The organism is Globicatella sp. HMSC072A10 (assembly GCF_001811625.1).
Taxonomy (GTDB): Bacteria; Bacillota; Bacilli; order Lactobacillales; family Aerococcaceae; genus Globicatella; species Globicatella sanguinis.
Genome location: NZ_KV805614.1, coordinates 37,289 through 54,870, shown reverse-complemented (window position 1 = coordinate 54,870; position 17,582 = coordinate 37,289). Strand labels below are relative to the sequence as shown.

At 37.7% G+C, this 17,582-nt stretch carries 14 protein-coding genes and 1 other annotated feature; of the genes, 13 read left to right on the top strand and 1 reads right to left on the bottom strand.

Translation table 11 applies throughout. From position 1 onward, the window contains the following. Positions 1–111: 111 nt before the first annotated feature. Positions 112–540: a pyridoxamine 5'-phosphate oxidase family protein gene (locus HMPREF2811_RS00410; protein WP_066127005.1), complete on the top strand. Its 429-nt coding sequence runs from the start codon at positions 112–114 to the stop codon at positions 538–540. Positions 541–880: 340 nt separating this feature from the next. Here HMPREF2811_RS00410 and HMPREF2811_RS00405 read toward each other — a convergent pair whose 3' ends face one another. After that, on the bottom strand, positions 881–2,098 hold the full coding sequence (locus HMPREF2811_RS00405) for a D-alanyl-D-alanine carboxypeptidase family protein (RefSeq protein ID WP_246829775.1): 1,218 nt from the start codon (positions 2,096–2,098) through the stop codon (positions 881–883). A 177-nt stretch (positions 2,099–2,275) separates the two neighbouring features. Between HMPREF2811_RS00405 and HMPREF2811_RS00400 the strand changes: the two genes are divergently transcribed. From HMPREF2811_RS00400 to rpmI, 12 genes are all read left to right on the top strand, one after another. Further along, complete coding sequence (locus tag HMPREF2811_RS00400; RefSeq protein ID WP_071407609.1) at positions 2,276–3,433, top strand: O-antigen ligase family protein; 1,158 nt, start codon at positions 2,276–2,278, stop codon at positions 3,431–3,433. A 674-nt stretch (positions 3,434–4,107) separates the two neighbouring features. Further along, on the top strand, positions 4,108–4,785 hold the full coding sequence (locus HMPREF2811_RS00395) for a phosphoribosylaminoimidazolesuccinocarboxamide synthase (RefSeq protein WP_066126015.1): 678 nt from the start codon (positions 4,108–4,110) through the stop codon (positions 4,783–4,785). 14 nt (positions 4,786–4,799) lie between these two features. Next, positions 4,800–8,432 (top strand): phosphoribosylformylglycinamidine synthase, encoded by a 3,633-nt coding sequence (locus HMPREF2811_RS00390; RefSeq protein ID WP_071407608.1) that lies wholly within the window; start codon positions 4,800–4,802, stop codon positions 8,430–8,432. 27 nt (positions 8,433–8,459) lie between these two features. Further along, on the top strand, positions 8,460–8,930 hold the full coding sequence (gene purE / locus HMPREF2811_RS00385; protein WP_066126011.1) for a 5-(carboxyamino)imidazole ribonucleotide mutase: 471 nt from the start codon (positions 8,460–8,462) through the stop codon (positions 8,928–8,930). Positions 8,931–8,940: 10 nt separating this feature from the next. Further along, positions 8,941–10,185 (top strand): amidophosphoribosyltransferase, encoded by a 1,245-nt coding sequence (locus tag HMPREF2811_RS00380; RefSeq protein ID WP_066126009.1) that lies wholly within the window; start codon positions 8,941–8,943, stop codon positions 10,183–10,185. After that, a complete protein-coding gene (gene purM, locus HMPREF2811_RS00375; RefSeq protein ID WP_245631287.1) occupies positions 10,154–11,212 on the top strand; it encodes a phosphoribosylformylglycinamidine cyclo-ligase in 1,059 nt (352 codons plus the stop codon). Before HMPREF2811_RS00380 ends, purM begins: the two co-directional genes overlap by 32 nt. After that, positions 11,209–11,787 (top strand): phosphoribosylglycinamide formyltransferase, encoded by a 579-nt coding sequence (gene purN / locus HMPREF2811_RS00370; protein ID WP_066126006.1) that lies wholly within the window; start codon positions 11,209–11,211, stop codon positions 11,785–11,787. Before purM ends, purN begins: the two co-directional genes overlap by 4 nt. Continuing rightward, on the top strand, positions 11,772–13,286 hold the full coding sequence (purH, locus tag HMPREF2811_RS00365; protein WP_083513238.1) for a bifunctional phosphoribosylaminoimidazolecarboxamide formyltransferase/IMP cyclohydrolase: 1,515 nt from the start codon (positions 11,772–11,774) through the stop codon (positions 13,284–13,286). Before purN ends, purH begins: the two co-directional genes overlap by 16 nt. A gap of 10 nt (positions 13,287–13,296) precedes the next feature. Beyond that, a complete protein-coding gene (purD, locus tag HMPREF2811_RS00360) occupies positions 13,297–14,544 on the top strand; it encodes a phosphoribosylamine--glycine ligase (protein ID WP_071407607.1) in 1,248 nt (415 codons plus the stop codon). Between the two features lie 20 nt (positions 14,545–14,564). After that, on the top strand, positions 14,565–16,241 hold the full coding sequence (locus tag HMPREF2811_RS00355) for a formate--tetrahydrofolate ligase (protein ID WP_071407606.1): 1,677 nt from the start codon (positions 14,565–14,567) through the stop codon (positions 16,239–16,241). Positions 16,242–16,655: 414 nt separating this feature from the next. After that, positions 16,656–16,788, top strand: a sequence feature (ribosomal protein L20 leader region). 28 nt (positions 16,789–16,816) lie between these two features. Next, positions 16,817–17,350, top strand: coding sequence for a translation initiation factor IF-3 (infC, locus tag HMPREF2811_RS00350; protein ID WP_066124247.1), 534 nt, complete (start codon positions 16,817–16,819; stop codon positions 17,348–17,350). 21 nt (positions 17,351–17,371) lie between these two features. Further along, positions 17,372–17,569, top strand: coding sequence for a 50S ribosomal protein L35 (gene rpmI / locus HMPREF2811_RS00345; RefSeq protein ID WP_066124248.1), 198 nt, complete (start codon positions 17,372–17,374; stop codon positions 17,567–17,569). The last annotated feature ends 13 nt before the right edge of the window (positions 17,570–17,582 follow it).

Here is a 17,582-nt window from a genome sequence, read left to right as displayed (position 1 = left end):
AGAGGAAAACCAACAATAATTTGACACTATCCATTTCTTGATAATGATATCGCTTTTATCTGGAATGTGGTATAATTAATTTAACGTAATATTTAGATAGGGGTGCATCTGATGCAAGTAGAAGATATTTTAGCAATTTTACAAAATGATATTAAAGCGGCAGTATTCTCATCAGTAGATGCTGAAGGCAAACCACATGCTCGTTATATTAATGTTGGGGTAGCCAATGAAAAAGGAATTTTCTTTATGACGAGTCCAAAGACTAATTTTTATAAGCAATTACAAGGAAATCAAAATGTTGCGATTACAGCGTTGAAGCAAGATGATTATTTAATTCAAGTGATTCGTATCGAAGGGAAAGTAAAAGAAATCGGTCGAGAAGGCCTAGAAGAAGTTTTAAAAGATAATCCGTTCGTTAAACACGTTTATCCTAATGAAAGTGATGTTGCAGCTGTGCAAGTATTTCAAATGTATGAAGCAGATGGGTTTTATCAAAGTTTAACCCAAGGGCATAAATACACCTTTACCATTGGAAAATAATGGATTTAGGACTAACGATAGAGACTAGAACAAGATTAAACGGTTATTAGACGATGCCCGAGTATCATAAAGTGATGTTATGTCAGAAATATTTTGTACATACTCAATATTAGCTTGGGAGTGGGTATTGAGGGAGTTGGCCAGAAGTAGAAAATCGATTGGTTTTCGCTTCGTCTGTTTACCCCAGCGCAGCTTGAAATTACTCAACCACTGCATAATAAACTAAAGAGATTAGATTTATCAATTTTTTTAATTTTTGCCTAGCTTCTTGTTCACTCATTTTATGTTTATGTAAATAAAAAGCTCCTCAAGTCGATTGAGGAGCTTTAATTATATGGTTTTATTTGAAGAAATTAAAAATATCTTTCATAAAGTTTGTGATCGGATTATCACGACGGTTTTCATTTGGAATACCGTGTTCTTTAATTAGAGATTCGATTTCATCACTTTGAGTGGTTTCGCCATCAACGGTAGTTTCTTCTTCTACTGGTTTTTCGTGTTGATTAACAGGCAACCCCTCGTTTTTATATAGCTCAGGATATTCTGCTAATTTATCAAGTAAAATTTCAATTTCCCAATAAGAACTCATCGTCATTTCTGCGGTATCGAATAATCCCATCACAACGACATAAATTTCACGACCGTTTTCCTTACCGGAAGCGACAAAGTTTTTACCTGCTGCATCAGTCATACCAGATTTTAAGCCGGTGATTTCTGCTCGTTCGTATGCGCCACCTGGTAATAATTGATTAGGATTTGACATGACAACTTCATATTCTGTCCCTTCTTGTGCGACATAACTATCCGCGCTCGTCACTTCCAAAACTTCAGGGAAGTCATGTACAATATGTTGTGCCATCAATGCAACATCAGAAGCAGTCATTTGGTTTTCATTTTCGGCAACTGAACCTTCAATCCACCAATCTTCTGGGATATATTGATTTGGAATACCAGAAACAGTATAAAATTCAAAGTTGGTCATGCCCCAAGACGTTAATAATTCGCGAATCGCTTTAACACCTTCTTGTTCTGAACCATATAGGTGCCACATTAAAGCAGATGTTGCGTCGTTACCTGATAATAACATAACACCGTAAATTAAGTCTTTCACGGTATACTCAACCCCACCATATAATCCCATGGCTGACATTTCAGGATTAAATGACATATTATCTTCAATTGCTTGAGGGATTTCAATTTTGTCATCCATTTTCAATTTTCCGTCTTTAATAGCTTGGTAGACTAAATATATTGACGCAACTTTTGACATAGAAGCGATAGGATAACGCGTATTGGCTTTTTGTTCAGCTAATACACGATTTGTTTCACCATCCATTACCACGTAAGAACGAGCGTCAATATTGGAGGCGTACCAATCTAAGATGTCTTGAGGGTAATCCTCGGGTAATACATAGGGGTCAGTCTCTTCAATAACGGGTACATCGCCGCTTAAGATTGGGGTTTTTGATACTTGTGCAGAAACGCCAATCGGTCCGCTAATCATGGATAATGTTAAAAATGTTAGTAGATATTTAGAAAATTTGGATGTTAAATTCAAAATAAATCCTCCTTAGTAATAGTCCCTAATAATTATAGCAAATAAAAGACAAAATGTGGCATAAAGTTAGAAAAAATTCTAATTTTTCAAAAAAACTTCACAATTAATAGTCATGATTATGCTAGTATTATATAATGTATATATAATTTTAAACATTGTGCTTCTGGAGGTGTTACTATGAAATTACTGACCCGATATACTTTACCAGAACGTCTCTTAATTTATGCAACTATGAGTATTGTACTGCCATTTTTCATTAGCGGTCCGATAATATTCATAATTTTGATGATTTTAATGTATCAAAAACGCGATAGTTTAATAGAAATTTTAAAGACATTATCACCCTGGTTGGTTTTTTTTGTATATGCAGAAGTGGTTGCATTATTGAATTATAATTTTTTAGGTGCTCTACTTCCACTAGGTTTTTTATTATTTGCATTATTCTTTTGGGTTTATCGCCAAATTATAAAGCGTGATTTGTTTGTCTTATTAATGAAGATTTTGATTATTGAGAGTGGCCTGATAAGTATACATGCAATAAGTACTTATGTTAAATTTATTCAAGAGCGTTCATTACCTTGGACTTATATAATAACTGATGCAAGTCCTCAATTTAGAGCCGAGTCTTTCTTCTTTAATGCTAACTATTTCGGGCTCTATATCGTGATGGCGATGGTGATTACTATTTATTGGTTTACTATTGCCAAAAACAAATGGGAATATGCTCTCGTTTTATTAATTCTATCCTTAAATAGTATTTCAGTTATTTTAACTGCATCGAGAATGTTGATTCCAACGGTTTTAATTGGTGCTTTTGTGATATTGTGGTTTAATTATCGCCGTATCGCAATAGTGTTTTTAACGCTGGGTATAGTGGGATTAGTGGTGATTATTTTAAACCCAAGTATTTTCCCACGTTTTGAGTCATTAGCTTACGGTTTTGAAGATCGCTTTATGATTTGGTCTAATGGATGGGCAATATTTAAGACACGCCCATTAACTGGAAGAGGTCCTTTAGCATATATTAATTTCTATTATTTAGTGACGAATGAAGCGGATATGCATTCACATCAACTATTGATAGATTTTTTAGCTAATTATGGAATTTTCGGGTTATTAATTTTTGTAAATGCCTTAACGCCTTTTGTTCGTACTTTAATAGAACAATTAAGCGAACCATCTAAGAAGAAAGATATAGCCTTATTGATGGCGATGGGAGTATTGGTTTTGGTTCATGGTTTAATGGACGTATCGATTGTATGGCTTCAAACGGGATATGTCTTTCTTTTAATTGCATCCTCACCGATTGAAGCATTTGATTATCAAACGAAATAAAATTAAAAATAGTCGATGAGATTGGGAAGATACTTAAATGATTTCTTCCTAGTCTCATTTTTTTATTTAATGGCGTCATAATTGGTGTCATCAAACGGCGATCGAGGGAGGCTGGGCAAAAACTTTTTAAATTCTGCTCAAGCATTTCTATTTAATTCAAAGCGCAGTGGTTGAGTGGTCTCAATCTGCGTCTTAAGCGCAGTGGTTGAGTGGTCTCAACCTGCGTCTTAAAGACTTGTTTAAGGCCTACTCAACTGTGCGGGGGTGGACAGACGAAGCGAAAATCATTCAATTTTCTACTTCTGGTTCACTCCCAAAATTATGACTGGACGAGCAGGTGAAGCGAAAATCGGTGGTTTTCTACTTCTTGCTCGCTTTTTTTATCTTGGGGATTAGTAAAAAGTTTGAACATAAGATGATACCTCCTAAAAGACTACCTCCCGTTTAAAAACACGAACATTAAACAGGAGAAATAAAACACAATAAGTTTTTTTACACAATAGTTATTATATTTGTTTATAATAAAAGCATAGATGGGATAATAATTATGGCTTTATTAGAATGACATTCAAAAAATGCGAATGTTAAACTAAAAAAGTCTGTGTGAGTTATATTCCTCATCATTTTTTTTTTATAGTTAGTCGGAGCAGATAAAAAGTAAAGGAGTCAATGGAATGGAAAACATTTATCGAGGTAAAACGAAAGATTTATTGCAAGACGAACAAGGTAAAACCTATTTTCACTTTAAAGATGATATGACTGGTAAAGATGGCCAATTTGATCCAGGTGCCAATCAGGTTGGTTTAACGGTTGAAGGTTCAGGAAAAGCCAATGTCACAGTTTCTAAATATTTCTTTGAACTCCTTGAAGAAAAAGGAATTCCAACACATTTTGTTGAGGCCAACATTGATGAGAATACGATGGAAATTAAACCGGCTAAAGTGTTCGGAAAAGGCTTAGAAGTTATTTGCCGTTTTGTAGCGGTTGGCTCATTTATTCGTCGTTATGGATTATATGCTGAATCAGGTATGCCACTGGAAGGGTATGTTGAATTTACACTAAAAGATGATGACCGAGAAGATCCACTGATTAATGAAGATGCATTAGAAATCTTAGGAATTTTAAATGAAGGTGAATATGCTAAGATCAAACAATTGACTCGTGATATTTCAACTATTATTAAAGAAGATTTAGCCACTAAAGGATTATCACTTTATGATATTAAATTAGAATTTGGACGTTTAGCGGGTAGTGATGAAATTGTGTTAATCGATGAAGTGTCTGGTGGTAATATGCGTGTTTATAAAGAAACTGAATACGTCAATCCATTAGATATCGTTCATTATTTATAAGAGGGGACAACAAAATGCGCGTAATTACAGAATCCATTCAAGGACAGTTAGGAAAAGTTGAACGATTAGCGAAAGAAGCACGTGAGTTTTTAGGATGGGAAAATGAATTTGTCATTCACTACTTTGATATTTTTGATTTTGAGAATTTAAGTGAAGCTGAATTAGAAACAGTTAAAGACCGAATGTTATCAACGCCGCATCGTCTTTTACATCTAAATACTGATGATTTATTTGCTGGACATGCATTTAGATGTCGTCAAGTAACAGGCCAATACAATGAAAAGGAAGAAATGACCGAACGAATGATGCGTCAAGTCTTAGGTTTTGATCATGGACGCGTTCATCATTCTGAAGTGATTGTGATTGAAAATATTTCGACTACTCAATTTGAAATGTTTAAGCAATATTATTTGAATCCTGTTGAAAAAGTAGAAGTGGCTTTTGATGCAGCCAATCCGGTGATTCAAGCGTCAGCAACGACCGATTTAGAACCGATTAGTGGATTTTTAACAATGGATGATGAAGCGTTAAAGGTATTTGGTACACAGTTTGCAATGGATTTTGATGACTTGAAATTATGTCAAACTTATTTCCAATCAGAAGACCGTGAACCGAATTTAACCGAATTAAAAGTAATTGATACGTATTGGTCCGATCATTGCCGCCATACAACATTTAATACGCACTTAAAAGATATCGAGGTAGAAGCAGGCGAATTTGCACCTCTATTCCAAGCAGCTTTAGATAATTATCTTCAAACTCGTCAACAATTACAACGTACCGATCGTCCGATTACTTTAATGGATTTAGCCACTATTCAAGCGAAAAACTTAAAATCGAAACATCAATTAGAGGATGTCGAAATTTCTGCTGAAATCAATGCATGTGCTTTAGAAATAAAAGTAGATGTAGAAGGAACCGAAGAAGATTGGTTATTATACTTTAAAAACGAAACCCATAACCACCCAACCGAAATTGAACCATTTGGGGGAGCGTCAACCTGTATTGGCGGTGGGGTCAGAGACCCATTGTCAGGTCGCTCTTGGGTTTATCAAGCAATGCGCTTGGGTGGCGGAATGAATCCTAACCAAGCATGGGCAAATGTTCGTAAAGACAAATTGCCACAACGAGTTATTGCTAAAACGGCGCTTGCTGGCTATGCAGATTATGCCAATCAATATGGGGTTACCGCCTCTTTTAATGAGGATATCTATCATCCTGGTTTTGAATCAAAACGGATGGAATTGGGTGCACTCATTTCGGCGGCTCCGCGAGAGAATGTTGTTAGGGAAGAGCCTCAAGCTAGTGATTATGTTGTTTTATTAGGTGGACGTACTGGACGTGATGGTTTAGGTGCTGCTGTTGGCTCGTCAAAAGTTCAAACAGAAACTTCACTTGAAACGGCCGGTGCAGAAGTTCAAAAAGGAAATGCGTCCATTGAACGTAAAATCGGCCGTCTCTTTAGAAATGGCGATGCTGTTAGATTGATTAAACGTTGTAATGACTTTGGTGCCGGTGGGGTATCCGTTGCGGTAGGTGAATTAGCCGATGGTCTTATGATTGACTTGGATAAAGTGCCAACCAAATATCCAGGAATGCATGGCGGCGAGATTGCATTATCAGAATCACAAGAACGAATGGCTGTGGTGGTTTCAAAAGATGATATTGATACTTTTATGCAATATTGTGCGGATGAAGATGTTGAAGCAACCATTATTGCGGAAGTTACTGCGTCAAAACGCATGGTGATGCATTGGAACGGTCAAAAAATTGTCGACTTAAGTCGTGAATTTTTAAATACTAATGGGGCCGAAAAAGAAGCGGATGCCCTTTTAGTTAACCCAACACAGAAACCTTTTGATTACGAAGAGTTTGCCTTTACCGAAGAAAATGTGATGGCTTTTGTTCAAACTTTAGCTGAAGCCAATCAACAAGCAATGGATGAACAATTTGATGCGTCAATTGGTCGTGGAACCGTGCTTTATCCATATGGTGGAAAATTCCGTGCAACGAAAGAATTAGGAATGATTTCTCGTTTACCAGTTGATAAAGGTGCAACTCAAACGACATCTGTGATGGCATATGGTTACCATCCATATTTAGCAGAACGTTCACCGTTCCATGGAGGATATTATGCGGTAGTAGAATCAATTGCTCGTTTAGTTGCGATGGGATTTGATTACAAAAAAGCACGCTTATCTTTCCAAGAATATTTTGAATCTTTAGGGAACAATCCAAGAGCATGGGGCAAACCAGTATTAGCATTATTAGGTGCGAATGAAGTGATGGCGGCTTTAGGATTAGCTGCTATCGGCGGAAAAGATTCAATGTCGGGTACTTTCGAAGAATTAACGGTGCCGCCGACATTAGTAAGTTTCGCTGTAGCGACGGGAACCATTCACCAGGTTGTATCACGAGCCTTTAAAAAAGCGAATCATCCGGTTGTCTTAATAGAATCAGTTATTCAAGCAGACGGTACCTTAGATTTAAGTAATTTTAAAGCGACACTTGAAAGATTACATCAGTTAGCGATTGAAGGAAAATTAGCTGCTGTTTCTACGGTCGGTGTCAAAGGTTTACTATCAGAAGTATTGAATACGGCTTATGGAAACCACATTGGAATCCAATTGCATGACAGAATGGCTCATCGTTTAACTGAAGCAATGATGGGATCTTTTGTAGTTGAGGTAGAAGACTTAACTGTTTTAGAAGGGTTAACCTATGAAGTGATTGGTCAAACACAAGTGGAGGTAATTAGTTTAGCGGATGTTCAACTTAAGATTACCGACATTCATCAAGCAAATAAACGAGTTTTAGCTTCAGTGTATGAATTGATTGAAAAACCAATGCAAATAAGTCCAAAACCAGTGACTCAAACATACAGTGAGCAAGTTAAAAACAATCAACCTCGTGTATTGATTCCAGTAATTTTAGGTGCCAATACGGAATATGACTTACGTGATGCTTTTGAAGCGGCAGGTTTTATGACAGAATTTCACATTATTCAAACTTCAAGTCATGAACTCTATCAACAATCTGTGGCGGCACTAGCAGCTAAAATAAACGATTATCAAGTAATTGCATTGGCTTCAGGTTTTGTGTTTGCTAATGAACCAAGTGAATCTGGCTTTGGTTGGGATTTAGTACTTCAGGATGAAGCTGTTCGACAAGCCATCATGCAACATCTTGAACAAAAAGGGCTAATTTACGGAGCTGGTTCTGCAGGAGCAAGTTTAATTCGTGCCGGTTTAATTGAATTCGGACGTTTCCAACCAGGAACCAAGATTCAAGTCAACCAAAATCCATATGGCAAATTTATGGCAGACATTATTCCAAGTACCCTAGTGTCTAATTATTCAGCATGGGCGAACAAAGCGACATCGCCAATATTCTCAACCGCAGTAGCGACTGCTTGGGGACAAATTGATTTAGGGGATAAAGCAGATGAATTATTTGCTAATGGGCAAGTGTTATCGGTATTTAATGAGTACCATCATGCACCCGCAGTGGATGCGATGACCAGTCCAGATGGCTTAGTCTTTGCTTCCGTTTCAAACCCTGAAAGAATGGATAAGGATTTATACGTCAATATTGAAATTGAAGCTTTACCGCCATTTATTCAGTCAGCTCGTCAATATTTTAATTAAAAACTTTAAATATAGAAAGGAATAGCAATGATAACAATTATTATGGGATCTTCCTCCGATAAAGGAATTGCTCAAAAAGTCGTAGAACAATTAAAAGAATTTGGTTTACCTTACAAAGTATTAGTGATTTCTGCTCACCGTGCCTTAGATTTATTACTGGAAGAAGTGGAACGTGATGAGGCAGATGTGTACATTGCGATGGCTGGAAAAGCAGCCCATTTAGCGGGGGTATTAGCTGGTGCGACGATTAAACCAGTAATCGGAATTCCGGTTAAATCATCAACGCTTGATGGTCTTGATGCATTATTATCAACTGTGCAAATGCCTTCAGGTGTTCCAGTCGCAACGGTTGCGATTGATGGTGGAGCTAATGCTGCGATTTTAGCAGCTCAAATTTTAGCGGTTCATGATAAAGACATCGCTGCAAAATTATTAGCCTATAAACAACAAATGAAACAAAATGTTATCAAGATGGCTGATGACATTACCGACCTATAAGGGGCTTACCATGAGTGGATTATTTGGATACTTTTCAACAGAGCCCAAAGATGTTTTTACTTCCATTTATTTTGGTATTTATGCCTTACAACATAGAGGGCAACAATCATCTGGTATTGCGACCGTGCATGACGGAGAAGTGGACCTTTGTGTTGGACCGGGACTTATTAAGCGAAGCTTTGCCCGTGGAAAAAATGATGATTTGAAAGGATCAAAGGGCGTTGGCTTTGTAAAATATAAGTTCCGTTATGACCACACACCGGATATGCCAATCCAACGAAATGGGGCGGTGATGGTTTTTGATGGTGTGGTTACCAATGAAGGTTCTGTTTTTGACGATTTATGGGATCGCCTTGAAGGTGAATGTGCAGACTTAAGAGAGTACTTATTGAGTCTTGAAGGTGCGTTTAGTTTCATTTATCTCAATGACGATAAGATGATTGCTTACCGTGATATTATGGGCATTAAACCTTTATGTATCGGTTATGATTCACAAGCGACGATTGTTGCGACTGAATCATGTGCCATTGAGTCGATTGGTGCACGTTTTGTTCGCGACTTGCAACCGGGTGAGATTTTTATTCATACCGCAAATGGGCAAACATCTTATTACCTTTCAAATGAAACGTCTAATATTTGTGCATTTGAATTTATTTATACCGCTCGTCCAGATTCGGTAATTGATAATATTTCAGTTTATGATGCGCGTTACCGTTTAGGAAAAATGTTGAGCTTAGAGGCACCAGTTGAAGCTGATATTGTGATTGGTGCTCCGGATTCTGGCGTGATTGCTGCTTTAGGTTATGCCAAAGAATCCGGCATTCCTTTCCAAGAGGGGTTTGTCCGTAATCGCTATGTCGGCCGTACATTTATCGAAGAAACGCAAGTCGAACGCGAACGTGGCATTCAGATTAAGTTAACGCCGATTCGTGGCAACATTATGAATCGTGACATTATATTAATTGACGATTCAATTGTTCGAGGCACTACTATTAAACGAATTGTAAAGAATTTAAAAGAAAAAGGAGCTAATAAAGTACATGTCAGAATCGCGGCACCGCAAATTGTTAGCTCGAATAATTTAACGGTAGATATTCCTGATAATGACGAATTAATTGCTTATGAACATAATATTGAAGAAATGAAAGCCATCATTGGCTGTGATTCATTAGCTTTCTTATCGCTAAATGGTTTATACAAAGCGATAGGACGTCAACAAATGTATGGCGACTACTTTGAAAGAACGGAGGCATAATGTGGGGTTAGATTATAAAACAGCTGGCGTCAATAAAGCAGCCGGTTATGAGCAAGTTGCATTAATGAAAGATATGGTTAAAAAAACACATGGTCCGGAAGTACTAACCAATTTAGGAGGTTTTTCTGGTGTTTTCAAACCTGATTTAATGGGGATAAAAAAACCGGTGTTAGTCTCAGGTACTGATGGGGTAGGCACCAAGTTGATGATTGCGCAAACCTTAAATATTCACCATACAATTGGTATTGATTGTGTGGCAATGTGTGTCAATGACATTTTATGTCAAGGTGCAAAACCATTGTTTTTTTTAGATTATATCGCTACCGGAAAATTAATTCCGGAAAAGATGGCAGCAGTTGTTGAAGGAGTAGTTACGGGCTGTCAACAAGCTGGTGCAGCACTGATTGGTGGCGAAACGGCAGAAATGCCCGGAATGTATTCAGAAGATGAATATGACTTAGCAGGATTTGTCGTCGGTCTGGTAGATGAAGAAAAAATAATCACAGGTGCCAATATAAAACCAGGGGATGTGGCGATTGGATTAGCTTCATCAGGGGTCCATTCTAATGGATTTTCATTGGTACGAGCAATCTTAGAAAAAGCTAATATCAGCTATGAAGATAATATTCCTGGTTTAGATCAAACGGTTGGCGAAATATTATTAGTGCCCACACGTATTTACGCAAAAGAAGTGGCCGCCTTATTCGATTGTGTTGAGGTTAAAGGGATTGCCCATATAACTGGTGGCGGTTTAGAAGAAAATCTACCTCGCATCCTTCCCGATAATCTAGGGATTACAATCGATACCCAAGCGATTCCTGAACAAGCCATTTTTAAATTATTACAAGAATGGGGACAAATCGATCGTGATGAAATGTATGGCACCTTTAACATGGGCGTTGGACTAGTAGTGGTCGTCGCTCCAGCAGCCGTAGAGACAGCACTTAATTGTCTAGCGACTGTTGATAGTCAGGCCTTTGTTTTAGGGACAATTAGCGATGACTTTACAGGTGTACGTTTATCATGAGAAAGATAAAGTTAGGTGTATTAATTTCAGGGGGAGGCAGTAATCTTCAAGCAATCATTGATGCTTGTCATCAGCAAGTGTTAGACGTGGAAATAGCCATCGTCATTTCATCAGATGCTACAGCTTATGGTTTGGAAAGAGCGCGCTTGGCTGGGATTAAGACCCTGACCAGCCGCTTAGAGGGTGATATAACCTCTGCCTTACAATCAGCCCAAGTAGATTACGTAATATTAGCAGGTTATTTAAGAAAAATAGGGCCAGAACTATTAGCGGCCTATCCAACTCAAATTTTAAATATTCATCCTTCTTTAATTCCGGCATTTAGCGGTAAAGGATTTTATGGTTTAAAAGTTCATGAAGCGGTGATTAAACGTGGGGTGAAAATAACGGGTGCGACTACCCATATAGTTAACGCAGAGTTAGATGAGGGACCTATCATTCGTCAAGAAGTGGTTCATGTATTGCCAGAAGATACCCCTGAAAGCTTACAACAACGTGTATTAGAAATCGAACATCATATTTTAATTGAAAGTATTAAAGACTTAATAGGAGGAAATTCATCGTGCGTGCATTAATTTCAGTATATGATAAAACAGGTATTGTCGAGTTCACTCAAGGTTTAGTTGACCTTGGTTGGGAAATATTATCGACCGGAGGTACTCAAAAATGTTTAGAAGAGGCTGGGATTGCCGTCACTCCCGTTGAAGATGTTACCTCTTATCCAGATATGTTAGGCGGAAGAGTAAAAACACTCCACCCAGCTATTCATGGAGGGATCTTATTTAAACGAGATAATGAAGAACACCGCCAAACCTTAGCAGAACATGATATTCAAAGTATTGATATGGTCGTGAATAGTTTATATCCATTTGAAGAGACGGTTGCTAAAGTCGATGCGACTCATGGTGATATTATTGAAAAAATTGATGTAGGCGGTCCATCGATGATTCGTGCGGCAGCTAAAAACTATCAAGATGTCACTATTATCGTGGAACAAACGGATTATGATTGGGTATTAAGCCGATTACAAGAAAACGGGAGCTTAAGTTTAGCGGAGCGTCAGACCTTAGCTGGCAAAACTTTTAATTTGACAGCCTACTACGATGCACAAATAGCAGCTTACTTTAATCGTACTAATGAAGTAGCTTTTCCTGAATATTTAACCTTAGCTTATAAGACACCACAATCCTTACGTTATGGCGAAAATCCACATCAACAAGCTGCATATTATTCAACTAGTCAAAAGAAATATAACTTTAAGCAATTACATGGCAAGGAATTATCCTATAATAATTTAAATGATTTAAAAGCTTGTTTGGATTTATTATTAGAATTTGAAGAACCAACTGCTGTAGCAGTTAAACACGCGAACCCATGTGGTGTTGCGATTGGTGCCACATTAGCAGAAGCGTATCAAAAAGCGCATGACTGTGATCCGAATTCTATTTTTGGCGGTATTATTGGCCTTAATCGTCCAGTCGATTTAGAAACGGCACAATTACTAAGCAAAACCTTTTTAGAAATTGTGGCAGCGCCTGAATTTTCTGAGGAAGCATTAGCTGTATTGCAAGCGAAGAAAAACATCCGTTTGTTAGAAATACCGACTTTAGGAGACATTAAACCCAATAATTTACAATTCAAAGAAACAGTCGATGGTTTATTATTACAAGAGACTGACCGTGAACTTTTTGAAAAATGGGAGTTAATGACTGAACGTGCGATTACCGAAGAAGAGAAACAAGATTTGATTTTTGCGTGGAAAGTGTGCAAACATATTGCATCTAATGCAATGGTAGTAGCTAAAAATGGCCAAACCTATGGCCTAGGTCATGGCGAAGTGAAACGCGTTTGGGCTTTAGAAAAATCGCTTGAACGATCAGAATTTCCATTAGAAGGGGCTGTTGTAGCATCAGATGCCTTCTTCTTTAAAGATACTATTGATACATTAGTCGATTATGGCATTAAAGTGATTATCCAACCGGGTGGTTCAGTTAAAGACGCGGAAGTGATTGAAGCCGCTAATCAACAAGACATCTCGGTTATCTTTACTGGCATGCGTCATTTCAAACATTAGGAGGCAATCTGTGAAAATATTGATTATCGGAAATGGTGGCCGTGAACATGCGCTAGCTTGGAAAGTGTCACAATCGCCACAAGTTGAAGAAGTGTTTGTAGCGAAAGGCAATGCTGGTATAGCCTCAATTGCGACTCAAGTTGAAATAGAACCAACAGATATTCCAGCTTTAGTGGTTTTTGCTCAAGAGAGAGCGATAGACCTGACCATAGTGGGTCCTGAGGAACCACTATGTCTAGGTGTAGTTGATGCTTTTGAAGCTGCAGGGCTCGTTATCTTTGGACCGAATCGTCATTGTGCTCAGTTTGAAGGCTCAAAAGATTTCACCAAACAGTTTTTAGTCCGCCATCAAATTCCAACTGCTACCTATGAAACGGTAACCTCTTATGAAGAAGGAATCCGCGTGACTGAATCGTTATCTTTGCCAATCGTTTTAAAAGCAGATGGTTTAGCACTAGGAAAAGGGGTTGTGATTGCTCAGACAAGAGAAGAAGTAAAAGAGACGCTTGACTCGATGATGAATCATCACAAATTTGGTGCAGCAGGTCATCAAGTGGTTATTGAAGAATATTTAACGGGTGAGGAAATATCACTCTTATGTTTGGTTTCACATAATAAATTATTTCCATTAGATATGGCCCATGATTATAAAAAAGCCGAAGAAGGCGATCAAGGACTTAATACCGGCGGTTTAGGTGGCTATTCTCCAACTAATAGTCTTGCCACTGATTTGCATCAACGGATTCAAACTCTTTTAGCACAAATTGAATATGGATTAGAGTCAGAAGGGTTTGATTTCACAGGGGTTTTATTTGTTGGATTAATGGTCGATCATCACCAACCCAAAGTCTTGGAATTTAATGTTCGTTTTGGCGATCCTGAAACGCAAGTGCTTTTACCAAGACTTGAATCGGATTTAGTTGAATTAATTCAAAAGGCCATTGCAAATAATTTGAATGAGCATGACCTTCAGTGGTCTCCCCAACATTCAGTTGGGGTGGTGCTTCATTCTAAAGGATATCCACAAACGTTTGATAAAAACCATCCGATTGAATTACCGCCATCAATAGCTTCGGATCAACTATTATTTCATAATGGAACCAAAAAAATAGAAGATACCATTGTGAATATCGGTGGGCGAGTATTAACTGCAGTGGGCTTGGGAAGTAGTCGAGCGATGGCTAGAGAAAGAGCCTATGAGTTGGTTAAACAAATTAAAAGTTCAAATTTAAGTTATCGTCAAGATATTGGCCAATAAGAGAAGGAGAGTAAGAATTTTTGTCACATTTAACTGATATTGAAATTGCACATAGCATCCAACCATTACCAATTCAAGTCATTGCGGATAAATTAGGTATTCAACCAACCGAGTTATCCCCTTATGGTCATGATAAAGCAAAGGTTTTAGTCAACCAAATAGCTGATTTAGACGAACGTCAAAACGGTAAACTGATTTTAGTGACAGCCATTTCGCCAACGCCGGCCGGTGAGGGTAAAACAACCGTTTCAGTTGGATTAGCCGATGGTCTTAGACAGATTGGTAAGAATGCAATGGTTGCTTTACGTGAACCTTCTTTAGGTCCAGTCTTTGGGATGAAAGGTGGTGCTGCTGGTGGAGGTTACTCGCAAGTTATTCCGATGGAAGATATCAATCTTCATTTTACAGGAGATTTCCACGCAATTTCCGCAACCAATAATTTAGTGGCAGCTGCTTTAGATAATCATATTCATCATGGTAATGAATTAGATATTGATGCTCGTTCCATTACTTGGAAACGTGTCGTTGATATGAATGATCGCCAACTTCGTAATATTGTTTCAGGATTAGGTAAAAAATCAGATGGCTTTCCACATGAAGATGGTTTTGATATTACTGTGGCTTCAGAAATCATGTCTATTTTATGTTTAGCGGAAAACATGACCGACTTAAAGTCCAAATTAGGCCGAATCATTGTTGCTTATAACAATAGTGGTGAACCTGTTACGGTGGAAGACCTTCAAATATCAGGTGCGTTAGCTATATTAATGAAAGATGCCATTAATCCGAATTTAGTACAAACATTAGAAGGCACACCAGCCTTTATTCATGGTGGTCCTTTTGCCAATATCGCGCATGGTTGTAATTCAATCATCGCTACGAAGACAGCAATGAAATTAGCAGATTACACCGTTACCGAAGCAGGCTTTGGTGCAGATTTAGGTGCAGAAAAATTTATGGACATTAAATGTCACCTTGGCGAAATAGAACCTGATGCTGTCGTTGTGGTGGCGACTATCCGTGCTTTGAAAATGCATGGAGGTGTTAAACGCGAAGATTTATCTAAAGAAAACGTGACAGCACTTGAAAAGGGTGTGGCCAACTTACGTCGTCACGTACAAAATGTAAATGAACAATTTGGCAAACCAGTTGTGGTGGCGATTAATAAATTTGCTACCGACACGGAGGCTGAATTTGCGGTAGTGCAGCAAGTGTGTCACGAATTGGAAGTCGAAGTAGCTTTATCAGATGGTTGGGCTAATGGCGGTAAAGGAAACATGGAGCTAGCAGAAAAAGTAGTTGTTGCTGCCGAAAAAGAATCCAAATTGCAATATGTTTATCAATTAGAGGATACGATTGAAGAAAAATTGCAAGCAATCGTGCAAAAGATTTATGGTGGACGCCAAGTGAAGTTAACCCCACAAGCACGTCGTCAAGCTCGTCGATTAACGACCTTAGGTTACGACAAATTGCCTATTTGTATGGCGAAAACACAATATTCATTTACTGATAATCCAAAATTATTAGGAGCGCCAACTGATTTTGAAGTAACCGTTCGTCACTTAAAAGTGTATGCAGGTGCCGGCTTTATTGTAGCATTAACGGGCGATATTATGACCATGCCCGGTTTACCTAAAGTACCTGCTGCCAACCATATGGATATTACCGAGGAAGGCACAATTATCGGATTGTCTTAATTATGGAAAGATAGATCAATCATACATGATGTTAAGATGGTTTCTTTGGAAACTATCACTTGTATACTTTAGTCTATTTTTATATGGTAGCAATGTTTTTTTACACAGTTATGTTGATATTAAAAAGGAAACAAGGATTAAGTGATCGTTGCACAGTATCAATATAAAGAGAACACAGTCGCATTCTAAAGGGTGGCTCTTTATCAGATACTGTGTGATTTGAATTTTGTAAATAGGAGTGGACAACCATTTTCTATATTGGTTATAATAAGAAAAGTGCGTTTGACTGATGTTGTACAGAAGTATTTAATCAAAATAAAGCTATCGAAGTTTGATTAGGAAAGAACTAAATAAAAATAATCACGTTTAAGGGTTGCGCAAGCAGATTTTTTATGGTATTATGTAAAAGTTGAGAAAAACAAGTAGAAACTGCCGTTTCTCGCCAACACTAGTAGGTGTGTGGCAAATAAGAAGACTTCAATGGTTATTCATTGTAAGTCTATTATTGCGGCAAGTTTATTATGTAAACTTGCTTTTTTATTGTATTGCGGATCCTACTTGCCGCTCAAACTATTATGGAGGTGGAAATTATCGTTAAAGAATTACCAATTAACGAAGAAATCCGAGCTAATGAGTTACGCGTAATTGGAGACAATGGCGAACAAATCGGAGTAAAATCATTAGATGATGCATTGACAATTGCTGAAACATTCGGTCTAGACTTAGTATTAGTATCACCATCTGCACAGCCACCTGTTGCCAGAATTATGGATTACGGTAAGTATCGATACGAAATGCAAAAGAACGAAAAAGAACAACGTAAAAATCAAAAGACAATTACAGTTAAAGAAGTTCGTTTGAGTCCTTCTATTGAAGACCACGACTACAATACTAAATTACGTCAAGCGATTAAATTCTTAGGTAATGGTGATAAAGTTAAAGCGAGTATTCGTTTTAGAGGACGTGCCATTACGCATAAAGATTTAGGTCGTGAAGTTTTAGAAGATTTTATTGAAGATACAAAAGAATTTGCTGTTGTTGAATCTCAGCCTAAAATGGATGGTCGAAGCATGTTTATTATGCTTTCACCAGTAAAATCAGCAGAATAATAGATTTCAGGAGGAATAATCATGCCAAAACAAAAAACTCACCGTGGATTAGCTAAACGTGTAAAACGTACAGGTTCAGGGAAATTAAAACGTTCGCGTGCTTTTACTAGTCACCGTTTCCACGGAAAAACTAAAAAACAACGTCGTCAATTAGCAAAAGCAACTTTGGTACATCCGTCTGACATGAAACGTATCAAACATCAAATCTCAGCATTATAATATTCTAGAAGAA

Bases quoted from the DNA above. Each gene is read 5' to 3' on its own strand.
- rpmI (WP_066124248.1), top strand. From the start codon at position 17,372: ATGCCAAAACAAAAAACTCACCGTGGATTAGCTAAACGTGTAAAACGT.
- purE (WP_066126011.1), top strand. From the start codon at position 8,460: ATGATAACAATTATTATGGGATCTTCCTCCGATAAAGGAATTGCTCAA.
- purM (WP_245631287.1), top strand. From the start codon at position 10,154: ATGGCGACTACTTTGAAAGAACGGAGGCATAATGTGGGGTTAGATTAT.
- HMPREF2811_RS00390 (WP_071407608.1), top strand. From the start codon at position 4,800: ATGCGCGTAATTACAGAATCCATTCAAGGACAGTTAGGAAAAGTTGAA.
- HMPREF2811_RS00395 (WP_066126015.1), top strand. From the start codon at position 4,108: ATGGAAAACATTTATCGAGGTAAAACGAAAGATTTATTGCAAGACGAA.
- purN (WP_066126006.1), top strand. From the start codon at position 11,209: ATGAGAAAGATAAAGTTAGGTGTATTAATTTCAGGGGGAGGCAGTAAT.
- infC (WP_066124247.1), top strand. From the start codon at position 16,817: ATGGAGGTGGAAATTATCGTTAAAGAATTACCAATTAACGAAGAAATC.
- HMPREF2811_RS00410 (WP_066127005.1), top strand. From the start codon at position 112: ATGCAAGTAGAAGATATTTTAGCAATTTTACAAAATGATATTAAAGCG.
- HMPREF2811_RS00380 (WP_066126009.1), top strand. From the start codon at position 8,941: ATGAGTGGATTATTTGGATACTTTTCAACAGAGCCCAAAGATGTTTTT.
- HMPREF2811_RS00400 (WP_071407609.1), top strand. From the start codon at position 2,276: ATGAAATTACTGACCCGATATACTTTACCAGAACGTCTCTTAATTTAT.